Annotated in this window: 18 protein-coding genes; 15 read left to right on the forward strand and 3 right to left on the reverse strand. The window is 45.5% G+C overall.

The window, feature by feature from the left end; genetic code table 11:
- Window positions 1–3: 3 nt before the first annotated feature.
- Entirely contained in the window at window positions 4–1,902 is a 1,899-nt protein-coding gene (gene speA, locus VB073_RS08650) for a biosynthetic arginine decarboxylase (protein WP_323403759.1), read from the forward strand.
- Between the two features lie 85 nt (window positions 1,903–1,987).
- Here speA and VB073_RS08655 read toward each other — a convergent pair whose 3' ends face one another.
- Both VB073_RS08655 and VB073_RS08660 read right to left on the reverse strand, forming a co-directional pair.
- Window positions 1,988–2,914, reverse strand: a complete 927-nt coding sequence (locus tag VB073_RS08655; protein WP_323403760.1) for a cation diffusion facilitator family transporter — start codon at window positions 2,912–2,914, stop codon at window positions 1,988–1,990.
- Window positions 2,915–2,927: 13 nt separating this feature from the next.
- Window positions 2,928–5,072 (reverse strand): S9 family peptidase, encoded by a 2,145-nt coding sequence (locus VB073_RS08660; protein WP_323403761.1) that lies wholly within the window; start codon window positions 5,070–5,072, stop codon window positions 2,928–2,930.
- Between the two features lie 266 nt (window positions 5,073–5,338).
- Between VB073_RS08660 and VB073_RS08665 the strand changes: the two genes are divergently transcribed.
- The 12 genes from VB073_RS08665 (at window position 5,339) to VB073_RS08720 (ending at window position 20,746) form a co-directional block, all read left to right on the forward strand.
- Entirely contained in the window at window positions 5,339–5,686 is a 348-nt protein-coding gene (locus tag VB073_RS08665; protein WP_416349523.1) for a DUF488 domain-containing protein, read from the forward strand.
- A gap of 158 nt (window positions 5,687–5,844) precedes the next feature.
- Complete coding sequence (locus tag VB073_RS08670) at window positions 5,845–7,092, forward strand: efflux RND transporter periplasmic adaptor subunit (protein WP_323403763.1); 1,248 nt, start codon at window positions 5,845–5,847, stop codon at window positions 7,090–7,092.
- A 145-nt stretch (window positions 7,093–7,237) separates the two neighbouring features.
- On the forward strand, window positions 7,238–7,903 hold the full coding sequence (locus VB073_RS08675; RefSeq protein ID WP_323403764.1) for an ABC transporter ATP-binding protein: 666 nt from the start codon (window positions 7,238–7,240) through the stop codon (window positions 7,901–7,903).
- A gap of 217 nt (window positions 7,904–8,120) precedes the next feature.
- On the forward strand, window positions 8,121–9,437 hold the full coding sequence (locus VB073_RS08680) for an ABC transporter permease (protein WP_323403765.1): 1,317 nt from the start codon (window positions 8,121–8,123) through the stop codon (window positions 9,435–9,437).
- 12 nt (window positions 9,438–9,449) lie between these two features.
- Window positions 9,450–10,637, forward strand: a complete 1,188-nt coding sequence (locus tag VB073_RS08685; protein WP_323403766.1) for an ABC transporter permease — start codon at window positions 9,450–9,452, stop codon at window positions 10,635–10,637.
- 219 nt (window positions 10,638–10,856) lie between these two features.
- A complete protein-coding gene (locus VB073_RS08690) occupies window positions 10,857–12,167 on the forward strand; it encodes an ABC transporter permease (RefSeq protein WP_323403767.1) in 1,311 nt (436 codons plus the stop codon).
- A 2-nt stretch (window positions 12,168–12,169) separates the two neighbouring features.
- Window positions 12,170–13,441, forward strand: a complete 1,272-nt coding sequence (locus VB073_RS08695; protein ID WP_323403768.1) for an ABC transporter permease — start codon at window positions 12,170–12,172, stop codon at window positions 13,439–13,441.
- 203 nt (window positions 13,442–13,644) lie between these two features.
- Window positions 13,645–14,958 (forward strand): ABC transporter permease, encoded by a 1,314-nt coding sequence (locus VB073_RS08700; RefSeq protein ID WP_323403769.1) that lies wholly within the window; start codon window positions 13,645–13,647, stop codon window positions 14,956–14,958.
- Between the two features lie 2 nt (window positions 14,959–14,960).
- Entirely contained in the window at window positions 14,961–16,280 is a 1,320-nt protein-coding gene (locus VB073_RS08705; RefSeq protein WP_323403770.1) for an ABC transporter permease, read from the forward strand.
- A gap of 128 nt (window positions 16,281–16,408) precedes the next feature.
- A complete protein-coding gene (locus VB073_RS08710; RefSeq protein WP_416349517.1) occupies window positions 16,409–17,896 on the forward strand; it encodes a TolC family protein in 1,488 nt (495 codons plus the stop codon).
- 109 nt (window positions 17,897–18,005) lie between these two features.
- Window positions 18,006–19,358 (forward strand): sigma-54 dependent transcriptional regulator, encoded by a 1,353-nt coding sequence (locus tag VB073_RS08715; RefSeq protein ID WP_323403839.1) that lies wholly within the window; start codon window positions 18,006–18,008, stop codon window positions 19,356–19,358.
- An 89-nt stretch (window positions 19,359–19,447) separates the two neighbouring features.
- On the forward strand, window positions 19,448–20,746 hold the full coding sequence (locus tag VB073_RS08720; RefSeq protein ID WP_323403771.1) for a sensor histidine kinase: 1,299 nt from the start codon (window positions 19,448–19,450) through the stop codon (window positions 20,744–20,746).
- A 91-nt stretch (window positions 20,747–20,837) separates the two neighbouring features.
- On the opposite strand, the gene VB073_RS08725 is transcribed toward VB073_RS08720, so the two are convergent.
- Entirely contained in the window at window positions 20,838–22,643 is a 1,806-nt protein-coding gene (locus tag VB073_RS08725; RefSeq protein WP_323403772.1) for an ABC transporter ATP-binding protein, read from the reverse strand.
- 120 nt (window positions 22,644–22,763) lie between these two features.
- Here VB073_RS08725 and VB073_RS08730 point away from each other — a divergent pair, with 120 nt between their 5' ends.
- Both VB073_RS08730 and proB read left to right on the forward strand, forming a co-directional pair.
- On the forward strand, window positions 22,764–23,951 hold the full coding sequence (locus VB073_RS08730) for a glutamate-5-semialdehyde dehydrogenase (protein WP_323403773.1): 1,188 nt from the start codon (window positions 22,764–22,766) through the stop codon (window positions 23,949–23,951).
- A gap of 48 nt (window positions 23,952–23,999) precedes the next feature.
- Entirely contained in the window at window positions 24,000–24,767 is a 768-nt protein-coding gene (proB, locus tag VB073_RS08735) for a glutamate 5-kinase (protein WP_323403774.1), read from the forward strand.
- Window position 24,768 lies beyond the last annotated feature (1 nt).

Consider the following 24,768-nt stretch of genomic DNA (forward strand, 5'->3'; position numbering starts at 1 on the left):
GGAATGAGAAGATGGCGTATTGAAGACTCGGAAGAGTTATATAATATCAACGGTTGGGGAAACGGTTATTTTTCCGTCAACGAAAAAGGACATGTACAGGTAACCCCGCGCAAGGATGCCTCTCAAAGTGTAGATTTGAGCGAGCTGATGCGTGAGTTGTACCTGCGTGATGTTTCATCACCGGTATTGGTACGGTTTCCCGAAATTCTGGATAACCGTATTGAAAAGATATCTCAAAGTTTCGCCATCGCCTCGAAAGAATATGAATATAATGCCCAGAATTATATCATCTATCCGATCAAGGTAAACCAGATGCGACAGGTAGTAGAAGAGATCGTCTCGAGCGGGAAGAAGTTCAATATCGGCCTTGAAGCCGGCTCCAAACCGGAACTGCATGCTGTGCTCGCGATCAATACCGACAACGATTCGCTGATTATATGCAATGGCTATAAAGATGAAAGCTATATAGAACTGGCGCTGCTCGCCCAGAAGATGGGAAAAAAGGTATTTATTGTAGTGGAGAAACTGAATGAACTTGACCTGACCATCAAGATCGCCAAGCGGCTAAAAGTAAAACCCAATATCGGCATCCGTGTGAAGTTGGCCAGTTCCGGCAGCGGCAAATGGGAAGAATCGGGAGGCGACGGCAGTAAGTTCGGACTCAACTCGAGCGAACTGCTCGAAGCGATGGAGGTGCTTAAAACAAGTAAGATGGATGAATGCTTTCAGCTTATCCACTTCCACATAGGAAGCCAGATCACCAAGATACGCCGTATCAAGACGGCGTTGCGAGAAGCGGCCCAGTTCTACGTACAGCTACATTCGCTCGGGTTCAAGATCAAATATGTAGATATTGGAGGTGGATTAGGCGTGGATTATGACGGTACGCGTTCTTCCTTCACAGAAAACAGCATCAACTACTCCATCCAGGAGTATGTAAACGACTCGGTGTTCGCCTTCGTGGATGCAGCCAATAAAAACGACTTGCCCCACCCCGACATCATCACCGAATCGGGACGTGCGCTTACGGCACATCATTCGGTACTGGTCTTCGAGGTACTGGAAACAGCCACCTTACCGGAATGGCCGGAAGACCAGGAGATATCCGAGGATGATCATGAATTGGTGAAAGAGCTTTACAATATCTGGGATACGCTCACCCAGGCACGGATGCTGGAAGCATGGCATGACGCACAGCAGATCAGGGAAGAATCGCTCGACCTTTTCAGTCTCGGCATGCTCGACCTGAAAACGCGGGCACAGATGGAGCAGCTCTATTTCTCCATTATTAGGGAAATTAACATCACCATTAACCGGGCCAAACATGCACCCGAAGAGCTAAGGCAACTATCGACCCTGCTACCGGACAAGTATTTCTGCAATTTTTCGTTGTTCCAGTCGCTCCCCGACTCATGGGCTATCGACCAGGTATTTCCCATCATCCCGATACACCGCTTAGATGAGAAACCCGACAAGACGGCCACCCTGCAGGATATCACTTGCGATTCGGATGGAAAAATATCCAACTTCGCTTCGCAGGACGGATTCCGGTCTGCTTATCTCCCCGTTCATTCACTCAGGAAAGACGAATCTTACTATATAGGTGTGTTTTTAGTGGGTGCATACCAGGAGATCCTGGGCGACCTGCACAATCTGTTCGGCGATACCAACGTAGTACATGTATCGACGGGAGAAAACGGGTATAAGATCGACCAGGTGATCGACGGCGAGTCGGTGGCGGAAGTGCTGGAATATGCGCAGTACAATCCAAAAAAACTGGTGCGTACCGTAGAGACCTGGGTGATGAGTTCGGTAAAACAGGGAAAGATATCGGTGGAAGAAGGGAAAGAATTCCTCTCCAACTACCGGTCAGGCCTGTATGGTTACACCTATCTGGAATAAGCTACAGGAGTACAACTATAGAAAAACGAGCCGACGGATAAAAATTCCGTCGGCTCGTTTTTTAGTGTTATCGTTGTTCCGCGTTTCAACAACAAGACTCCATTCCACATTCCTCATCAACCACTTCGAACTCGATGGTACAATGTTGTACCCCTAATGCCAGCAGCTTGTCGCGAATCATCAGTTTCAGCCGGTGTTGTTCTTCCATCGTAAGCGCACTCCGAAGTACCACATGAATAGTCATCACATTGTATTCTCCGTCCACCGACCATGCATGCAGATCGTGTATACCTTGTACCTCTTCAATTTCCTGCAACGACCGCTTCACCTCTTCCATGTCCAATTCGGAAGGACTAGCCTGCAAAATGATACGCAAACTCTGGCGAATATTCCGGTAGACATTATACAGGATATACAGAGAAATCAGGATGGAAAGCAGCGGATCAATAAAAGGCGCATCGACAAAATACATGATAGCCGCCCCGATCAGCACAGCCAACCAACCCAACACATCTTCCAGCATATGCAGCGACACGACTCTCTCGTTAATAGAACTCCCTTTACGTAACCGGAAGACCGCCAACCCATTGATGATCACACCAAGGACAGCAAGCAACAACATCCCCTTCACATCGGGGTGTTGCGGGTTAAATAGCCGAGGGACAGCATGCACAAGGATCAGGATACTTCCCACCAGCAACACCACGGAATTGATCACGGCACCTAACAACGAAAACCGTTTGTAACCGTAGGTATACTCTTTTGTCCGAGGCCTCTTGGCCACCTTCTGGAAGTACCATGACAATCCCAGCGAGAAACTATCACCCAAATCATGTACCGCATCCGAAAGGATCGCCACACTATTGGTTATCAATCCACCTACAAACTCAATGATGGTGAACGAGAGGTTCAGGAAGAATGCTGCCCTGATATTCTTTACATCCCCGTGGTCATGATGATGTCCATGATTATGACCATGGTGATGATCGTGATGATGATGATGTGCATGCATAACTCAATTCTACCTATTGACCGATTCCTACACGATTCAGGATAAAGGCGAATTCGAATGCAATATCCTTGATACCGTCATACCGCCCCGTAGCGCCACCATGGCCTGAATCCATGTTCATATGAAGCAGCAGGATATTATCATCTGTCTTCAGCGCACGCAGTCTGGCGGTATATTTGGTTGGCTCATGGAAAAGTACCTGCGAGTCGTTGATTCCGCCGGTAATCAGCATATTGGGATAATCCTGAGCCTTGATATTATCATAGGGTGAGTAAGAGAGCATATAATTGTAATACTCCTCGTCGTTAGGATTCCCCCACTCCTCATATTCACCCGTAGTGAGCGGCAATGTATCGTCGAGCATGGTGTTAATCACATCGATAAAGGGTACCTGTGCCACGATGGTCTGGTAAAGGTCCGGACGCATATTGACCACGGCACCCATCAATAGTCCTCCCGCACTACCCCCCATAGCAGCCAATTTATCGGGCGAAGTATAACCATCCTGAATCAGTTTCTCGCTGCAGGCGATAAAATCGATAAAGGTGTTTTTCTTCTTCAGTAGTTTTCCGTCTTCATACCACTGCTCACCCAAGTCGCTTCCCCCACGGATCTGGGCGACGGCATACACAAAACCGCGGTCAATCAAGCTGTACATGCCTGCACTGAAATAGACGTCGGAACTGCTGCCATAACTACCATAGGAATAGAGGAGTGCCGGGTTACTGCCATCTTTCTTCATTCCTTTTTTATAGACGATAGCCATTGGCACCTGCACTCCGTCGGGAGCGGTCGCCCATAAACGTTCCACCGTATATTCGTCGGGATTGAAGCCGGAAGGAACTTCCTGTTCTTTCAGTTTTTCCGTCTCTTTGGTTCCAATATTATATTCATATAACGTAGTGGGACGATTGAGCGACGTATATGAATACCTGAAGGTGACAGCATCATATTCGGGATTTCCACCAAGTGACGCTGTATAAACCGGTTCGGGGAAAGCGATGGTCTCTGTTTCTCCCTCACCTGAAACCGGTTTAATCTTAATTTCAGCCAATCCGTTCTTCCTCAGTTCCAATAACACATAATCTTTCAAGATATCTATCCCCTCTATGCGAACCTCCTTATCATGCGGCATAAACAGTTTCCAGGTAGCACGGTCTTCATAGCCCGTGAGAGGCATTTCATAGATCATTCCATTAAGGTTCTCCTTATCTTTATAACGGACAAAAAATTTATCCTTATGCGAGTTAACACTGTATTCCACATCCTGTACGCGAGGGAGGAACACTTTGAACGGATCGGTAGGCCGGTCGGCAGAGATATACCTCTCTTCCGATGTAGTAGAGCTTGCACAGGCGATAAAGATATGCTGTTTGGTCTTGCTGCCATACACATAAGCGCCGAAGCGGGCATCCTTCTCTTCATAAACCAGTTCACCTGTCTTGGCATCCAATGCTTGTCTGTATATCCTGGATGACCGTAATGTCTGGTCAATAAGGCTGTAGAATAGCGTTTTATTATCATTTGCCCAAGCCACGGAAGCAACGCCATCCATAGAGAATCCCACATCTTCACCCGAGGCCAGGTCTTTTACTTTCATCGTAAATTCGGCATACGAGCCGGTCTCATTATAAAAATAGGCAGCTTTACTGTTATCGGGGCTGATGGAGTAGCCTCTGAAGATAAATGCAGGTTTCCCTTCCGCCATCGCGTTTATATCGAAAATAATCTCTTCCGGGGCATCCATAGTACCCTTTCGGCGACAGTAGGTACGGTATTGCTTCCCTTTTTCGGTACGGCTGTAGTAGTAATAGCCATCCTTGAACGAAGGATAACTCTCATCATCCTCTTTCATACGACCCACGATCTCATCAAAAATGGTCTGCTGAAGTACTTTGGTGGAAGCCATTACACTGTCGGTATAAGCATTTTCTGCATTCAGGTAATCAATAACCTTCGGGTTATTCTTGTCTTTCAACCAATAATAGTTGTCGATGCGCTCTTGCCCGAAATTGACAAAGGTATCGGGGTTCACTTCCGCTACCGGGGGAGCAGGAAAATCGGATTGTTTCAAAATTTTCACTTCTTCTTTTTTTGGATTGCACGATGCGATCATAAGCACGACAGCACTTACAATCATCAAATTAACATGTCTCATGCGATTTATTTATTACTTCTTACTCAATCGTCCGATTTACCGAAACATTTCACCATCATATTGATTCTTTTATCGGATCCGCATGGCAAAATTACATGATTTTTTTAAAAATACCATGAAATCACAGAAATAGCCATTTGAACTATCAGGGATGACATGCCATCAGTAAAAAAGACTGAACATTCCATATGCCCTTTTGTTATACAGTGACAATGTAGCACAATTAATAAATAAAGGAATAACCAACTAATAACTAAAATATTATGATCAAGATTAAGCGCATATATGATCAATTGGGCGATGATGACGGTTATCGTATATTGATAGACCGGCTTTGGCCTCGTGGAGTATCCAAAGAAGATGCACATGTGGATCTTTGGTTGAAAGGGATCGCTCCATCCACAGAATTAAGAAAATGGTTCCAGCACGATCCTGAGAAATGGAAAGAGTTTGGCGAACGATACCGGAAAGAACTATCCGGAGAGAGAGAAAACCTGGACCGGATAAAAGATATTGAGAAAGAGCATGGCAATGTGACACTCCTTTATGCAGGGAAAGATGAGAAGCATACACATGCACTGGTACTACTGCAACTATTGAATAAAATCAGCTAATCCAATTCACCCTATTGTCTTCCATTTTCACCAAGTGTCCGATTCCGAACAACTTTGTTCGGAATCGGACACTTGGTGATTTTACTACACACTCATTATCAGAATATTAAAAAAATGGCACACGTTTTGTTTTTGGGAAGGTAAAACAAACGATATAGATGGACAGAAAAATACCTCCAAATGTTCTCCGGAAAGAAAAGAGAAAAAGATGGATCAAATACGGTGCAATTATTCTCTCTTTCATACTGGTCATCGGTCTGATCATCTCTTTGCTCCAGGACAGTATCCCTCTGAAAAATATCCAACTCTCTTCTGTGGATAAAGGAACGATTGAAGTCACCGTAAGTGCATCGGGAAAGGTGATGCCGGCATTTGAAGAGACCGTTATCGCTCCTATCGAGAGCCGTATCATGACAGTTTACAAACGGGCCGGTGATTCCGTTGATGTAGGCACCCCCTTATTGCAACTTGACCTGCAAAGCATCGAAACCGACTATCGCAAGATGCTGGATGAACTACAAATGCGCCAGTACCGTATCGGGCAACAACGGATCAAAAACAGCAGCAGCCTCAGCGATACGGAGATGCAGTTGAAAGTAAATGAGATGCAGATCGACAAGATGGCGGTAGAAGTGGTCAACGAGAAATATCTCGACAGCATAGGCGCAGGCACCACAGATAAGGTACGCGAAGTAGAAATCAAATACAACGTGGCAAAGCTGGAGCAAGAACAAGCACGTAAGAAATCGGAGAACAACCGTAAAGTGGCTGATGCAGAACTACGTGTACAGGAGTTGGAACTCGAGATTTTCCGCAAGACACTTGCCGAAACCAAACGCATCCTCGAAGATGCACAGATCCGTTCGCCCCGGAAAGCCATCCTCACCTATATCAACAACCAGGTAGGTGCCCGCGTGGGACAGGGAACGGAAGTGGCAATCCTATCGGATCTCTCCCAGTTCCGTATCGACGGCGAGATTGCGGATAGCTATGGAGACCGCATTTCTGTAGGCAGCAAGTCTGTGGTGAGGATTGGTAGCGATGAACTGACGGGGGTTGTCAGCAATGTGACTCCCCTATCGAAAAATGGTGTGATCCAATTCACCGTACAACTCGAAGATCCCGACAATCAACGGTTACGGTCGGGACTACGCACCGATGTCTATGTGATGAACGCAGTGAAGGAGGAGGTAATGCGTATTGCGAATGGTCCTTATTACAGCGGCCAGGGCACATACGAACTGTTCATACTAAACGGCAACACGCTCGAGAAACGTACAGTGCGCCTTGGCGAAAGCAACTATCAATATGTGGAGGTGATATCCGGATTGGATCCGGGCGACCGTGTAGTGGTATCCGATATGAGCCGGTACAAGGACAGAAATAAGGTGAAGGTCTCGGAATAGGATTAATATGCCAATGTGACTAGTGTGCGAATGAGGTTAATGAAAATAATGGACCAGTGTGAATAATTAATTGGCACATTGGCATATTGATGAATTGGCACATTAGTTTATTCTTGGCTTTAAAAATAAACAAAAAATGGAAACAATGATTTTATTAGACAAAGTACACAAGATTTACCGTACTGAAGAGATTGAAACTGTGGCGTTGGAAAATGTGAACCTGGAAGTGAAGAAAGGAGAATTTCTTGCCGTGATGGGTCCCTCGGGATGTGGCAAATCAACACTGCTCAATGTGATGGGACTGCTGGATGCTCCCACATCCGGTAAAGTAATTATAGACGGTAAGGAAACTGCCGAGATGAAAGACCGTGAACTGGCCAAGTTCCGTAATGAGAACCTGGGGTTCGTCTTTCAGAGCTTCCACCTGATCAATTCACTCAATGTGCTCGACAATGTGGAATTACCTCTACTCTATCGAAAGACGGGAGCACGTGAACGTCGCCGGTTAGCGGAAGAAGCACTCACACGTGTCGGCTTATCCCATCGTATGCGCCATTTCCCCACCCAGCTATCGGGAGGACAATGCCAGCGCGTAGCCATTGCCCGTGCCGTAATCGGAAACCCGTCGATTATCCTTGCGGATGAGCCGACCGGAAACCTCGACTCAAAAATGGGCGCCGAAGTGATGGAATTGCTTCACAAACTGAACAAGGAAGACGGTCGCACCATCGTGATGGTGACCCACGACGAAAGCAAGGCCAAGGAAACATCACGCATCATCCGCTTCCTCGACGGGCGGCAGATTTCTTGAGAATGTGCCAATGCCGATGAAAAGGGATAATTTGTCCCGACTTGTCGGGAAGTAGTACCAATATGATTAATAAGAATAATGGACTAATGATAAAAAGAAGCCTGAAGTTAAGATTTAACTCCGTTGATTTGCATTTCATTGTCAATTGTCAATGAAAAAAGTCTTGGTACTATAAGTCTAAAAGTCTATTAGTCCATCAGTCTAAAAGTCTAACAGAATGCTTAAACAATATTTCAAACAAGCGTGGCAGCTGATCAAGCAAAACAAACTGTTCAGTTCCATTTATGTAGCCGGCACGGCGCTGGCTGTCTCCATGGTGATGGTGATTGCCATCTTCTTCTACCTGATGACAGGAAATATTTACCCCGAACTGGAAAGGAATAGATTGCTATTCGTCAAAATGGCGGAAATAACGCCCAAAGACACTACCCAAACCTCCAATTCCAGTTCACTCCTTTCATTACAGACGGTAAAAAACTGTTTCTACAGTCTACAATCTCCCGAAACAGTATCAGCCATACTCTTTACCTTCAAGAATAACTACAGGGTACATGCTTTGGGATCGACGGCAGAGAGGAAAGTGCATACAAAGTATACCGATGCCAATTTCTGGAAGATATATCAATTCCGTTTCTTGCAAGGCAAGCCCTTTTCTCAAGAGGAATTCGATTCCGCGATTCCATCGGTGGTGATCTCGGAAAGCCTTTCACAATATCTCTTTCCCGACGGTCAGGCAACCGGAAACCATTTCATGATGAATGAGAAAGAATACAAGGTAAGCGGTGTGGTAAAAGATGGCTCTTACCTGCTTTCGGAATCATTCGCCCATATCTGGCTACCCTATACGCTGCACCCCGACCATTTGGAAACATTTTCCAGAGATGATATCCTGGGATATATGACGGTCGTAATCCTTATGAAAGACGCCGGCGACACCCGTGTAGTAAGTGATGAAATCCATGCCAGCATACAACGATACAGCGCCGGTCTCACACAGAATATCAACCTGCTGGGGCAACCGGACAATCTCTTTGCGAGTTATTTCCGTCTGGGAAACCGCCCTCTGGATATCAATGACATTCTCTTAAAGTTTGGTTTCGTGCTATTGATTTTCCTATTGGTACCGGCCATCAACTTGTCGGGCTTAAACAGTAGCCGTATGGAAAAACGGCTCTCGGAGATGGGTGTACGCAAGGCATTCGGAGCGCCTAACATCACTTTACTGAACCAGATCCTTATAGAGAACTTCCTACTCACATTGATGGGAGCATTCGTCGGCTTGCTGGTCTCTTATCTGCTGGTCACCTTTTTCAGTGATATGTTTCTCGGCGGGCTTTCGGTAATGACATCCGACATGGAGGTTATCACCGGTAACACGACGGGGATCGCCCCGGGAATGCTGGTCAATTTCACCGTCTTCTTCTGGGCATTCCTGAGTGCGCTTGTTATCAATGTCCTATCAGCCATTATCCCGGCTTACCGTTTCACCAAAAAGAATATCACCGACTCGTTAAGTGAGAATTACACCCATTAAATCCTGAAGATAATGATACAACATATACTCAAACAAATCTGGATACAACGCCGCCGCAACAGCTGGATCTTTGGAGAATTATTATTGGTTTTCGTGCTGTGCTGGTACATTGTCGATTACGCATTCGTATTGGTGCACAACCGGATGATCCCGAATGGATACGATATCACCGATACCTGGCAAATCACATATCCCAAAAGTACGGATGAAGGTGATCCGGCCGATCTCGACCGTTTTGTCGATAAAGTCAAACGGTTTCCGGGAGTACAACATCTGTTCGTCACCTCCTGGTGGGATATTACCCCTTTCAGTGGTTCGTATAACGGAAGCGTGATTCAGTTGGATTCCACTTCCCAAAGTTATCACGTACAGGAAAAATTGGTTGGCTCAAACAGTTATTTCGATGTGTTCAATATCCGCTCGGTTATCACCGGCCAACCGGCAAGGTTGGTCTTATCGGACTTCAATACCATCATGCTTACCCAAAACTTGGTAGAATCACTCTTCGGAGAAGAAAACCCTATCGGCAAAACAGTCTATTTTCAGAAAAGAACCTACCGGATTACCGATATAGTAGAAAACCAAAAACGAGTCGACCATGACCAACCGGGTTATGTAGTTTTTTATCCCGACAGAGAGAACAATTTATCGACACCGGAGATATCTATCCGTACCGGCACCAATTTCTCGCTGCAACAATTCAAGCATGAAGTGACCCAGGATATTAAATCCTACCGCGACGTGCAACGCGCCCAGGAATTTGAATGGGGAATCACCAAAGAAGTCCGCATCAGGAACGCCATCATGATCTTCTTCCTGCTCAACATCGCACTGGGGGTCATCGGCACCTTCTGGTTCCGCAACCAGACACGTCGCAGTGAAATTGGCTTGCGCATGGCAATGGGGAGCAATCGCAGGAAAACTCAAAATCAGTACCTGGTAGAAGCCTTATTGATCCTCACATTGGCTGCGGTCCCCGCCATTCTCATCAATATAGCCATCCTACAGGCAGGCATCATTGAAACGTTAGGCCAAGGAGTAGACAGTAGCAGCTACATCACCGCCCACAAATGGCTCCGTTTCCTGATCACAAACGGAATTACCTATATCCTGCTTGCCGTTATCGTCGCCATCAGCGCATGGATTCCCGCCCGTCAGGCATCGAAGGTGCATCCGGTGGAGGCGCTACGAGATGAGTGATTAATATGCCAATCCCGATAAATCGGGATAACTTGTCCCGACTTGTCGGGAAGTTGTATCAATATGATTAATAAGAATAATGGACTAATGATAAAAAGAAGCCTGAAGTTAAGATTTAACTCCGTTGATTTGCATTTCATTGTCAATTGTCAATTAAAAAAGTCTTGGTACTATAAGTCTAAAAGTCTATTAGTCCATCAGTCTAAAAAGTCTAAAAGAATGCTCAAACAATATTTCAAACAAGCGTGGCAACTGATAAAGCAAAACAAACTTTTCAGTTCCATTTATGTGGCCGGAACGGCATTGGGAATCTCGATGGTGATGGTATTGATACTGGTATTAAGCTTTAAAACCTTGCGTGTCTATCCCGAACAGGATAACAACAGGATGCTATTCGTCAAAAGTGCAGCAATGAGACCTAAAACCGACGAGATGAAATTCTGGTCTTCCGCTATTTCTTACGAGGGATTGCAAAAGATCTTCTTCACCCTGGAAACACCCGAAGTAGTCGCCTCAGAGATTGGAAGAGGCGACGGCGGATACGTTTCCATGCCCGATGGGAAACCACGTACCAGAATTTCAGTAAGGGATGTGGATGCTGCCTATTGGCATGTTTTCAATTTTGCTTTCATCGATGGAAAACCATTTAGCGAAGCCGACTTTCAATCAGGATTAAACTCGGTAGTCATTGCCGAATCATTGGCACGCAAACTGTTTGGCACGCATGAAGCGAGAGGAAAAACCATCGAATACGATTTCGTTGAATACAGGATAGCAGGCGTAGTGAAAGATGTATCTACGATCATGTCGCGCACTTACGCCCAATTGTGGAGGCCTTACACCTGTTTGGGTTACTACAAGAATGACAATGGCCATCCATCCGGATTCCTCGGCCCATATCAGGTATATATACTGGCCAAATCAAAAAAAGATTTTCCGGCTATCAGGGAAGAAGTGAACGAGCAGGTAGGAAGGTATAACAGTGGGTTCAAGGATTTTGAAATGGATCTGTTAGGATATCCCGATGATATTTATGCCGTATCACAACGACTCTCTGCGCATCAACCGCTCAATAGAACCTCTACAATACTGTTTCAACTGGTCGTCATCCTTCTGCTATTGCTGGTTCCGGCGGTCAACCTATCGGGGATGAACAGTTCTCGTATGGAGAGACGACTTTCAGAAATGGGGGTGCGAAAAGCTTTCGGAGCAGCCCGATCACAGCTGCTCAATCAGGTGCTGGTGGAAAATCTGCTGCTTACCGGATTAGGGGGATTGGCCGGACTACTATTATCCTATGCCATCCTTTTATTGGGGCGCAACTGGGTGCTCAATATTGGATACACATTTGGTTCTGGCGTTCCTAAGGATATTCCTGTCGACTTCTCCATGTCGATGCTGTTCAACCTGAAAATATTCATCATCGTATTGGCTGTATGCCTCCTGATGAATATCCTCTCGGCATTCATCCCTGTCTTCCACTCATTGCGAAAAAGCATTACCGATTCACTCTACATAAAATACAACTGATCATGTTACACCATATTTTCAAACAGGTCTGGGCACAACGGAAATACAACACTTGGATTCTGATCGAATTGATCCTCGTCTTTGTGCTGGCATGGTATATTGTGGATTATAGCTTCGTGTTGATGTATAACCGGTCTATCCCGGAAGGATACGATACCCAAAACACTTTTTTAATCAGGTATGATGTACTTCCGAATTCTTCCCGCCAATACAATCCCCAAGAAGCCGATCCTATTACCATGTTTGACAACGTGCAACGATTTATGGATGCGGTACGCGCATTTCCGGGAGTAGAATATAGCACGTTCGTCGACCAATACACCGGATCGTATCCTTATGCCGGAAGTTACTCTAATGGGAGTATTGGCATTGATTCTTCAGAATTTTATATACATATGCGGAACATACAGTCTACTGATTATTTCCGCATTTTCCGTTTTACGTCTTTACAGGACAACTCTTTTGAAAGATTGGCGCAGATAGATTTGAGAACCGGCAATAAACTCATCATCTCCCAATATGCAGCTCGAAAGTTATTTCCCGAAGGGTCTGCCATAGGACAGCCGGTCAAAATGCATGATAAGCACTATATAGTTGCAGAAGTAACCTACGACCAGAAAAGATTCGATTTCTTCCAGCCGGAGCCGGCTGCTTTTGTCTATAAAGCGATCACTCCCGAAAATTTCAGTGACTTCGCCATCGCGATAAGGGTGAAAGAAGATATTCCCGAAGAGTTGTTCATTGAACGGTTTTATGATGAAATGAACAACAAACTCAAGATCGGCAACCTATATCTTGATGGTATCGATTCGTTCAGCCAGATAAGGATAGATATGGAGGACGGACTCACCAACGAAATAAGGACACGTACCGCCCTGATGATCTTTTTCCTGCTGAATATGGGACTGGGAGTGATCGGCACTTTCTGGTTCCGTAACCAGACCCGTAAAAGTGAAATCGGATTGCGTATGGCTTTGGGCAGCAACCGCAAGAAATTACAATTCCAATTGGTGCTCGAATCAGTCCTCTTGCTCACGGCTGCCATGATACCGGCGCTATTGATAATTTTTGGAGCTGTCCAAGCCGATTTGATCGGAACATTGGGAGCCTATTCTACAGATAGCGGTCTTATTACTGCCAACAAATGGCTCCGTTTCCTGATAACAGCCGGAATCACGTATATCCTGCTTGCCGTTATCGTCGCTATCAGCGCATGGATTCCCGCCCACCAGGCGTCGAAGGTGCATCCGGTGGAGGCGCTACGAGATGAGTGATTAATATGCCAATGTGCCAATGTGCCAATATGCCAATATGCCAATGAGACTAATAAAAAGAGGTCTGAACTCAAGAAGTGACTACGTCGATTTGTAATTCATTCTCCATTGTCCATTGTCAATTTTCAATTAAAAAAGTCTTGGTTCTAAAAGTCTATAAGTCTATAAGTCTAAAAGTCCATCAGTCTAAAAAGTCTAAAAGAATGCTTAAACAATACTTCAAACAGGCGTGGCAACTGATAAAGCAGAACAAACTTTTCAGTTCCATTTACGTGGCTGGAACAGCATTGGGTATCTCGATGGTGATGGTGTTGGCTATACTGAATCATATCAAAACAGCCAATATCTATCCGGAATATAATCGGAACAGGATGATGTATGCGCAGACGATCAGTATGATCCCCATGGATACGGCACGGTTTAAATATACCAATTCCGGTTCATTATCCTTTAAGGCTGCACGATTACTTTTCATGCCATTAAAGACTCCCGAAAAGATATCGGTAATGAGGTCAGGATCCAATTTCGTTTCATTGCCGAATGACGACAATCTTCTCAACGTAAAAAGTAGATTTGTCGATACCAATTACTGGGATATATTTAATTTTCATTTCCTGTCGGGAAAACCATTCTCTGATGCCGATTTCCAGTCAGGACTACAGGTCGCCGTAATTACCGTGTCATTGGCAAAAGAGATTTTCAGTTCGACCGATGTGGTAGGCCAATATCTTGAATATGGCTTTAAACCCTATCGGATTGCGGGTGTGGTAAAAGATGTATCGTATCTGATGAATGAGACTTATGCCCGAATATGGATACCCTATACCTGTATCAAAGATTATGACAAGGAGTGGCCAGAAAGAGGGGGAATGATCGGTAGCGTACATGCCGTTTACCTGCTAGTACACTCACCGTCCGATTTTGAAGCCATCCGTGCTGAGGTCAACGAGAATGTACGCCGTTACAACGCACAGGCAACAGATTGGAAAGCCGATTTGATGGGACAACCCGATATCCAATCGGTGAAAATTCATCGACTTTGGGCGAATGAAGGTCCCGATATGAGAAAAATCCAGATTCAGAATTGGCTAGTTATATTCCTGCTTCTGCTTGTGCCTGCACTCAATCTGTCGGGAATGAACAGTACCCGTATGGAACGGCGGTTGGGCGAGATGGGCGTACGCAAGGCATTCGGTGCATCCCGTTCGAAACTCATCAATCAAATATTGACCGAAAACCTGTTGCTCACCGGAATAGGAGGATTGTCCGGTTTGATACTCTCCTACCTGATCCTTTTCTTCACCCGAAACTGGATTCTCGATATAGGCACGCAATACTCAGGTTCACTTCCGGAAGGAACAACCGTCGATTTCTCCGCCACCATGCTCTTCAATGGCAAGATATTCCTTATCGTCCTGCTGGTATGCCTTGTGATGAATATCCTCTCTGCGTTGATACCGGTCTACCGATCACTACGAAAACAAATCACAGACTCTATATATATTAAATACAACTGACCATGATACATCATATTTTCAAGCAGATTTGGGCACAACGCAGATACAACGGCTGGATCTTCATCGAACTGATGGTCGTCTTTGTATTGGTCTGGGTGCTGACGGACTACGCTTTTGTGATGCTACACAACAAAAGCATTCCACAAGGTTTCGATATAAGCGACACCTATCTCGTAACTTACGGCATCTACGGTGATGAAACCAGTCGGTATAATCCTGCGGAAAGTGATTCGGTAAAAATAATGGAAAATCTGGATCTTTTCGTCCGTAAGATCAAAGCGTATAAGAATGTGGAATATGCAGACCTGAGCTATCTTGCCTGGGGATCCATTCCCTTTTCAGGAGGGCAGAACAGAACATCTGTCACAAAAGAGAATGATGATTTCTCCGTAGTATTTGCCGAAACAAAATATGTCAGCTCGGGTGACTTTTTCCGTATCTTCCGCTATACATCGACAAAAGATGCCTCATGGGAACGGCCGGCAAGTATTGATTTGTACCAGAACAACTCGATCCTTATCACCCGAAAAGTAGAATGGGAATTATTCAAAAACGAGTCGGCTATTGGAAAGACCGTTACGGCAGATATCGGTGATGGAGCAAAAAAGTATGTAGTAGCAGATGTCCTGAATGATCAGAAACGGTTCGACTACAGATTGCCGGAGGGCGCGGTATTTGGCGGATCACCATTGGTTTCACCGGATAATCTGACAGGCTTTGGTGTCTGTCTACGGGTGAAACAGGGAATCCCCGAAAAACAGTTTATACTTGATTTCCGCAAGGAGATGACCAAACAGTTACATATCGGAAATTTTTACCTGAAAAATATAGAGTCGTTCCTCCAACGGAAAGAAAATCTCAGATATGAACTCGGCATCACCAACGAAGTACGTACCCGTACAGCGTTGATGATCTTCTTCCTGCTGAATATTGGATTGGGAATCATCGCTACCTTCTGGTTCCGCAATGAAACCCGACTCGGCGAAATCGGCTTACGGATGGCGATGGGAAGCCCACGCACAACATTACAGCGGCAGTTTATCACCGAAGCGATTCTTCTGTTTACCTTAGCCGTTATTCCTGCACTTATCATCAACTACGTGATTGCTCGATCAGGAATGATCGAACTCAATATAGATCTTCACAGGAAATATGAAACCGTACCGGGATCACCCTATATAACCCAACATTTCACCTGGCGCTTTTTAATAGCAAACCTGATGACCTATCTATTGCTCGTAATGATTATCCTCTTCAGCGCATGGCTTCCGGCGTATAAAGCGGCCAAAGTGCATCCAGTGGAGGCGTTGAGGGATGAGTGACCAATGTGCATCCAGTGGAGGCGTTGAGGGATGAGTGACCAATGTGCCAATGAATCAATGTGTCAATCCCGATAAATCGGGACAAGTAATGCCAATATGAATAATGTGATAATTTAACGATTTGATTAATGAGGATAATTATACAAAAAATAAAATTTATAACTCTACTTTTTTTATTTTCTCTGGCAACGGAAGTGTCGGCACAACAGGTGCTGACGCTTTCCGAGGCCGTAGAGATAGCACGGCGACAATCAGTGGATGCCGCAGTGGCGCTCAATGAATTGAAAACTTCGTACTGGGAATACCGTACTTACCGGGCTGATCTTCTGCCAGAAGTGAATTTCACCTCTACCCTTCCCGATTATAGAAGAAGTTATAACCTGTATCAAAACGACGATGGAACCTATAAGTTCGTCAGGACCAATTCACTGAGAGCAACAGGAGATATCTCCATCGACCAGAATATTTGGTTGACAGGGGGAAAACTATCACTCAACACTTCTGCACAACTTATTGATCCGTTGAATAATACCGGGGCAAAACGGTACTATATGAGCGTGCCGGTGGGGATAACTTACTCACAGCCTATCTTCAGCATAAACAATATGAAATGGAAACGCCGTATTGAACCGATCCGGTATAAGGAAGCCAAAGCGGCTTATTTAGAAAACGTGGAGATCATCACCCTCCGGACCATCACTTACTATTTCCAACTGTTGCTTGCCAAGGAGAATCTGCATATCGCCGAACAGAACAAGAAAAATGCCGACCGTATTTATGAGATCGCACAGGCTCGCCGTAAAATGGGACAGATATCGGAGAACGAACTCCTACAGTTGGAACTCTCGGCTCTCAAGGCAGCCTCCAATCTTACCAAGGAACAGTCGGCCCTCAACGGTGCGATGTTCCGCCTAAGATCATTTTTAGGATTAAGTGAGACAGACACTATCGATCCCGTCATCCCGGAGATGATACAATATCCGGTAATCAGTTACCACGAAGTACTCGAAAAAGCACAACAGAACAACCCGCTTGCCCAGAATATCCGTCGCCGGCAGTTGGAAGCCGACTATGAAGTGGCCAAAGCCAAAGGGGCACAACGGGAAGTCGATCTATTCGCCTCCATAGGGTATACCGGGCAGGATCAGGCGTTCCGCACCGCATACCAGAACCTGATGGACTACCAAGTCGTACAGGTGGGGGTAAAGATCCCCATCCTCGACTGGGGAAAGCGTAAAGGGCGTGTAAAGGTGGCGGAGTCCAACCGCGATGTGATTGTCTCCCGTCTCAAACAGGAACAGATGGATTTCAACCAGGACATCTTCCTGTTGGTGGAACAATACAACAACCAAACCGAACAACTGCGCATTGCCCGGGAAACCGATGTGATCGCACAGAAACGCTACAACACCTCCGTTGAATCGTTTATGATCGGCAAGATCAATACCCTCGACCTGAATGATGCGCAACTCTCGAAAGACAATGCCCGTGCCAAATATGTGTCGGAAATGCATCTCTACTGGTATTATCTCTACCAACTGCGTAGCCTCACACTACACGACTTTGGAAAAGGAATGGATATGGATGCGGAATTTGAAAGGTTGATAATGGAATAAAATGTGTAATTGTAAAAATATTGAAGCGTTTAATTGTTTATCAACAGTTTAACGCTTCAGCAATAAAGAAAACCAATGATGCACAAAAAATAGTAACTTTGCAAGCATGATGATCCTGATAATTGACGACGACGCGATTGTGCGCTCTTCACTTTCACTATTGCTGAAACGTGCCGGATATGAGACAGAAGCGCTGGCATCACCTGAAGCCGCATTGGATTTCGTACGGCATACTTCACCCGACCTGATGTTGATGGATATGAACTTCTCATTGACGACCAAAGGAGAAGAGGGGTTAGAGTTGTTACAGAAAGTACAGGTCTTTTGTCCCACAGTCCCGGTCATACTGATTACGGCATGGGGATCGATATCACTTGCGGTACGAGGTATGAAAGCCGGGGCATTCGATTTTATCACCAAGCCGTGGGATAACCGCCAACTGTTGAGTTCGATAGAAACGGCACTCGAGTTAAGAACACGGAAAACGATTAACGGATTGCCACAAACCCGCCGTGAACTGGATGCTCTATATGACTTCTCTTCGATCATAGGCCAATCCGAGGCGTTGATCAATGTGCTCTCTACGGTTGCCCGCATTGCCAACACCAACGCATCTGTACTGATCACGGGAGAAAGTGGCACAGGGAAAGAGTTGATCGCAGAGGCCATCCACAAGAACAGTCCACGAAAAAAACAGCAATTCGTGAAGGTTAACCTGGGCGGTGTATCGCAAAGCCTTTTCGAAAGCGAGATGTTCGGCCACAAGAAAGGGGCGTTCACCGATGCGCAAGCCGACCGCACCGGACGCTTCGAGCTGGCGGACAAGGGTACTATCTTTCTCGACGAGATCGGTGAACTCGACACCACTTGTCAAGTGAAACTACTGCGTGTATTGCAGGACCAGACGTTTGAAGTGCTGGGCGACAGTACTCCCCGGAAAGTGGATGTACGGGTGGTCAGTGCAACCAATGCCGATCTTCCACAAATGGTACGTGAAAAAACATTCAGGGAAGATCTCTTCTACCGCATCAACCTGATACAAGTCCATCTGCCGGCCCTCCGTGAACGCAAAGAAGACATCCCCTTGCTGGCACAGTTCTTCGCTGACCGGCAATCGGCACAAAACAGGTTGGCTGCCATATCATTTACATCCGACGCTTTCGAATTGCTCCAGACTCTGCCCTTCCCCGGAAACATCAGGGAATTGAAGAACCTGGTGGAACGCACAATCCTTGTTAGCGGGAAGAATCGTATCACAGCAGACGACCTCCGCGGCCAGACAACGATCCAGGAGATAGTGACTCCATCGGCCACAGTCCAAGGGATGACGTTAGACACGTTGGAAGCGCAAACCATCCGCAATGCTATCGAACAGCATAACGGGAATCTGTCAAAAGCAGCAAAAACGTTGGGAATAAGTCGGACTGCCCTCTATCGGCGCATTGAGAAATATGGGTTGTGATGTCTAATGTGCCAATATGCCAATGTGCCAATAAAATACGACGGTTTAACGATTTACCTGTTTAACAATTAAACGATTCAACAATAAAAATGAAGTTGAAAGTCTATTTCTATATCCTGGTATTTCTATTACTGGTGATCTTCGGATTTACGCTTTACGAGAATCTGAATGCATTGTCGTGGAGAACAGTAGTACTGGAAGGACTTATTCTGGTAGCATTGGCATACCTAGTCATCTTCTATCGTAAAACAGTGCGCCCACTACAAACCATCAGTAGTGGTATGGATCTGCTCAGAGAGCAGGATTTCAGTTCCAAGCTCAGGGAAGTGGGACAATATGAAGCCGACAGGGTAGTTGCTATTTTCAACAGGATGATGGCGCAATTGAAGAACGAACGGCTCCAACTCAGGGAACAGAATGAATTCCTCGACCTGCTCATCACCGCTTCCCCCATGGGAGTCATCGTACTGAACTACGACCATCAGATCACCGACCTGAATCCAGCAGCAATCAAACTGATGGATTTGGAAAATGCAGATCAGGTACAAGGCAAAAAACTCTCCGAAATAGGGGAATCGTTGCCAATTGACCTTTCGGAAATACCGATGCATGAAACCCGTTCTATCGGCTTGAGCAACGGAACCGTCTATAAATGTACGCTGGAATCGTTTATCGATCGGGGATTCCCGCGTCCGTTCTATTTGATAGAAAGCCTTACCGAAGAGGTGCGCAGGGCAGAGAAGAAAGCATACGAGAAAGTGATCCGAATGATATCGCATGAGGTGAACAACACCACTGCAGGGATTACCTCTACCCTCGATACTGTGATTGAAGAACTGGCTCCTCTTGCCGAGACACAGGATATGCGCCAGGCGATGCAGATCTGTGTAGAAAGATGTTATGGGATGAGCCGTTTCATCACTAACTTCGCAGATGTGGTGAAGATCCCCAAAGCAGTACCGGAACTTGTAGATCTGAACCAGTTAATTGCCAACATGACCCGTTTTATGGAAGTGATGTGCCTCAACAGGAACATTCAACTCACTTTTCAACCGGATGAAAACTTGCAGCCGGTACAACTCGATACCTCTCTTTTCGGGCAGGGATTGCTCAACATCATCAAAAATTCGGTAGAAAGTATCGAACAAGATGGCGAGATTATCATCTCCATAAGCTCCCAGCCAAAAATGCTGGTCATAGCCGATAATGGCAAAGGAATCAACAAAGAGATAGAGAAAAAGATTTTTAATCCATTCTTCTCCAGCAAACCGCAAGGACAAGGGATCGGCTTACTTTTTATCCGCGAAGTACTCACCCAACACGACTTCCAATACTCCCTGCGTACCTATTCCGATGGTTGGACACGGTTTATTATCAGGTTTGATTAAAGATATATGTCTTTCATTTTATTGATCACCATTACTTCCTTTTAATAGCAGCGTGCGAAATACCTCTCCCTCTTTTAAAATCTTCTTCAGCCTAACCGGCAAGGGTATCCATCATCTTGTCGAGGTTGAGACTACGGGCGGAAGCATCAAATATCTTGCGGTATTCACCACCCAGTTTGTAGAGTGATTCATGAGTTCCGGTTTCTACCAATCGCCCATCTTTCAACACATGGATCACGTCGGCATCCACAATCTGCGACAAAGAGTGCGAAATAATCACTACCGTACGTCCTTCTTTAATGGCATCAAGGCTCATTTTGATATGCTCGGTAGCAATGGCATCAAGGCTGGCAGTAGGCTCGTCAAGGAAAATCACAGGCGGATTCTTCAGGAACAGCCGGGCAATGGCAATCCGTTGCTGCTGGCCTCCGCTCAGGTTGAAAGCATCGGTATCGTAACCCTCCGGCAACATAAGTACCTGGTCGTGCAGGAAAGCCCTTTTCGACGCTTCGATCACCTCTTCGTCTGAAGCATCAAGTTTCCCATAAAGGATATTATCGTAGATGGTGCCCTTAAAGATATGATTCTTCTGTAATACCAATCCTACATTGTTCCGTAACGAACCATTCTCATAATCTTCCAGATCGATCCCATCCAGCAGGATTTCGCCGCTATCGGGTTTATAAAATTTACAGAGCAGATTGATCAGGGTACTCTTACCGGCACCGCTCAATCCCACGATAGCGGTCGTCTTACCTTTATCCAGGGAGAGAGTCACATCCGAAAGCGCCTGTTTTCCATTAGGATAAGTAAAGGTCACATCCTTCACTTCAAACTGCCCCTGTACATTCTCCGCCTTCACGTTACCGCCCACCTCTACCGCATCGTCATTGGCAAGCACTTCAAAAAAACCGTCGGCATATATCAGTGCATCATTGACCTGGTCATAAATCCGGTGTAACTGGCTGATGGGGGCCGATACGTTCCGGAAGAGCATGATATGCATCATGATAGCACCGATGCCCATCTGTCCATCGAGTACAAGGAACACGGTAAGGATAATGATCAACACCACCCCGATTTGCTGGATAAACGATTTCAGGCTTTCGTACACATAGCTTGTCCGGCGGGTCTGCAATTGGTTGTTGAGCATCTCCATCTGCACGTCGTATTGTTTCTTTCCTTCCGGCTCTTCCCGTACGAAGCTCTTGATCACCGTGATAGAGTCGATGATATTGATCAATCCGTGATTTTTACGCTCACATTGTCCACGCAACTGAATACGCCATCCTTTCAACCGTCCCGCCTGTCGCTGGCTCACATAGAAATAAGCCGGTACGATGATCGTCGCCAGCAATCCTACATAAAGATTTGCATTATACATCACCACAAGGGCGATAATGGCAGTGGAGAAAAGAGGTAGAATATCGAGAAAGAAGTTCTGTACCAATCCGATAAGACTTTCTATTCCCCTGTTGATCCGGGTTTGCAATAATCCTGTCTGATTTTCCGGTTCGGAGAAAAAAGACATTTTGTAATTCAGTATCCTCTCAACCGACGCCTGAGACAAGTCACTTCCCACTTTGATACGGATTTTCTCACCAAAATATTTCTGTCCGAACTGGATACCGATGTTCAACAACTCGTTGGCCAGCATGATTGCCGAAATAATCAGCAACAACCGTACCCCATGTTCAAATGGATCGGGATACCTGAGCAACTCCTCTACACGGTTGATTGTCTCATTGACCAAAAGTGGATTTACCTGAGCGGCAAACGATCCGACCAGTGTAAGAAATAAGGTTCCGGCTATCATCCTTTTATAGGGTTTTACAAAGGGTACAAGGTTCCGGAAAAGCGCTTTAAACGATTGGCTGTAAGTTTCTTTGTTAATCATTGCGGATTGGACTCATCAAATAGAAAAGGGTTTAAATCTTCATAATCATATTTCAAATTAAACAGCAGATCAATTCTTTTGAGAATAATTTGCTACCTTTGAAGTCAAAACACTATCAAAATGAATAATAAACAAAAAAATAAGGTATTATTCTCTCTTGCACAACTATTGGAGTTGAACAGGGAGAAGATCAAAGAGGCCAATAAGGCAGATATAAATGCCTTTCCAGAGATGGACGATTCAATGAAAGACCGCCTCAAAGTGGATGACAAAAAGATCGACGGGATGATTCAATCATTGGAGGAAGTGGCTTCACAACCTGATCCGGAGGGAAAAATCCTTTATGAATTTGTCAGGGAAGACAGGTTGCGCGTTGTCAATCAGACAGTACCGTTCGGCACAATCCTGATCATTTACGAATCACGCCCCGATGTGACCATCGAAGCGGCGGCAACTGCCTTCAAAGCTGGCAACCGTATTTTACTCAAAGGAGGTAAAGAGGCACGTCAGACCAATCTATTGCTCACAGGATTGTGGAAACAGGCACTCGCTGAACAAAACGCCAATGAGGATTATATACAATATCTCGATCTTTCACGTGAAGAGACACAAGTCCTAATCAAAGAAAACAGCCATAGGGTAGACCTCATTATTCCACGCGGAGGGGAAGGATTGATCCGTTTTGTACAGGAGAACGCCTCGGTACCGGTGATTGTGAGTGGCAGAGGAAATAATTTTCTTTATGTGGATGACAATTCTGATTTCGCAATGGCTATCCGACTGGTGCTGAACGGGAAAAAGCGTATCAGCGTATGTAACGCCATAGACAAGGTGCTGATACACAAAAATATAAACGGATTAAAGGATAAACTGTCCGATCTGATGACAAACCTTACCAAAAAAGGTATAGAAGTATGGGGAAACAAACAAATAGTCTCCCTCTGCACAGACATCAAAGAAGAAAACGATGCTGCTACGCTTTGTGAAGAATACCTGGCACCCAAACTATACCTCTCTCTTGTTGATGGAACTCAGGATGCCATCAATATGATCAATCGCTATTCCGGAGGACATACTGCCGTGATCGTCACTAATGATGCCACTCAGGCTGTCGAATTTATGCAACAGGTTGATTGTGCCGCGGTCTACCATAATGCTTCCTCCCGATTTACCGATGGAGGACAATTTGGTGTAGGTGCAGAAATCGCCATTAGCACTCAAAAACTCCACTTCCGCGGTCCTTTGGGTGCCCAGCAATTAGTGACGAACAAGTGGTTTGTATTCGGAAATGGACAGATAAGGGAGTGAGAAACTAAAAACTAAGAAGTTAGAACTGGGAAGATAAGACAAGGGAGAATGAAGAAGAAACTGATTATAAAAATAGGGACCTCCACACTGACAGCAGGAACAAACCGAATATCGTTTGCAGTGATCGAAAGCCTGGCCCGACAGATCGTGGAATTGAAAAAAGAATATGATATCGTAATCGTTTCATCGGGAGCCATTGCTACCGCAAGACAATTTGTCGAAATCAACGGCTTCAATAAGCATGTCGATTCCAAACAGGCGTTGGCAGCTATCGGACAAACCAAATTGATGGAACTATACGACTCTATCTTCAGCACTTTCGGTTTGAATATCGCACAGATATTGCTGACTTACCGCGATTTCGAAAATCCGGTAGCCAACGAGAATACCCGTAATACGATCAAACGTCTCTGGCAGGTCGATTATATTCCTATCGTCAATGAAAACGATACGGTTTCTATCGAAGAGATCGTGTTGGGTGATAACGATAAACTATCAGCGTTGGTGGCAGTAATCACCGAAGCAGATCTACTGGTCCTTGTCTCCGATATCGATGGCATCTTCGACCGGAATCCTCATCTCCATGCCGATGCACAATTGATCAAAGAAGTTTTCGATTTGAATTCGATCTACAAATATATCGAAGAGAAGGAATCCATGCTCGGCACCGGCGGTATGTCGTCCAAAGTACACGCTGCTGAAATATGTATGCAGCACAGTGTAGAAATGTGGATAGTGAACGGGCAACGTGCCAATTATATCATCAATGCTATGGGTAATCGTATCCCTTTCACCCGGTTCTTCGGGAAGAAATGAA

The sequence above is a fragment of the Proteiniphilum sp. genome, from assembly GCF_034927365.1.
Taxonomy (GTDB): Bacteria; Bacteroidota; Bacteroidia; order Bacteroidales; family Dysgonomonadaceae; genus Proteiniphilum.

What these genes read in the sequence shown, in the direction of transcription:
- VB073_RS08660 (WP_323403761.1), bottom strand. Translation starts at nt 5,072, where the DNA reads ATGAGACATGTTAATTTGATGATTGTAAGTGCTGTCGTGCTTATGATC.
- VB073_RS08655 (WP_323403760.1), bottom strand. Translation starts at nt 2,914, where the DNA reads ATGCATGCACATCATCATCATCACGATCATCACCATGGTCATAATCAT.
- VB073_RS08705 (WP_323403770.1), top strand. Translation starts at nt 14,961, where the DNA reads ATGATACATCATATTTTCAAGCAGATTTGGGCACAACGCAGATACAAC.
- VB073_RS08720 (WP_323403771.1), top strand. Translation starts at nt 19,448, where the DNA reads ATGAAGTTGAAAGTCTATTTCTATATCCTGGTATTTCTATTACTGGTG.
- VB073_RS08690 (WP_323403767.1), top strand. Translation starts at nt 10,857, where the DNA reads ATGCTCAAACAATATTTCAAACAAGCGTGGCAACTGATAAAGCAAAAC.
- proB (WP_323403774.1), top strand. Translation starts at nt 24,000, where the DNA reads ATGAAGAAGAAACTGATTATAAAAATAGGGACCTCCACACTGACAGCA.
- VB073_RS08670 (WP_323403763.1), top strand. Translation starts at nt 5,845, where the DNA reads ATGGACAGAAAAATACCTCCAAATGTTCTCCGGAAAGAAAAGAGAAAA.
- VB073_RS08700 (WP_323403769.1), top strand. Translation starts at nt 13,645, where the DNA reads ATGCTTAAACAATACTTCAAACAGGCGTGGCAACTGATAAAGCAGAAC.
- VB073_RS08715 (WP_323403839.1), top strand. Translation starts at nt 18,006, where the DNA reads ATGATCCTGATAATTGACGACGACGCGATTGTGCGCTCTTCACTTTCA.
- VB073_RS08710 (WP_416349517.1), top strand. Translation starts at nt 16,409, where the DNA reads ATGAGGATAATTATACAAAAAATAAAATTTATAACTCTACTTTTTTTA.
- VB073_RS08675 (WP_323403764.1), top strand. Translation starts at nt 7,238, where the DNA reads ATGATTTTATTAGACAAAGTACACAAGATTTACCGTACTGAAGAGATT.
- VB073_RS08680 (WP_323403765.1), top strand. Translation starts at nt 8,121, where the DNA reads ATGCTTAAACAATATTTCAAACAAGCGTGGCAGCTGATCAAGCAAAAC.
- VB073_RS08725 (WP_323403772.1), bottom strand. Translation starts at nt 22,643, where the DNA reads ATGATTAACAAAGAAACTTACAGCCAATCGTTTAAAGCGCTTTTCCGG.
- VB073_RS08730 (WP_323403773.1), top strand. Translation starts at nt 22,764, where the DNA reads ATGAATAATAAACAAAAAAATAAGGTATTATTCTCTCTTGCACAACTA.
- VB073_RS08695 (WP_323403768.1), top strand. Translation starts at nt 12,170, where the DNA reads ATGTTACACCATATTTTCAAACAGGTCTGGGCACAACGGAAATACAAC.
- VB073_RS08685 (WP_323403766.1), top strand. Translation starts at nt 9,450, where the DNA reads ATGATACAACATATACTCAAACAAATCTGGATACAACGCCGCCGCAAC.
- speA (WP_323403759.1), top strand. Translation starts at nt 4, where the DNA reads ATGAGAAGATGGCGTATTGAAGACTCGGAAGAGTTATATAATATCAAC.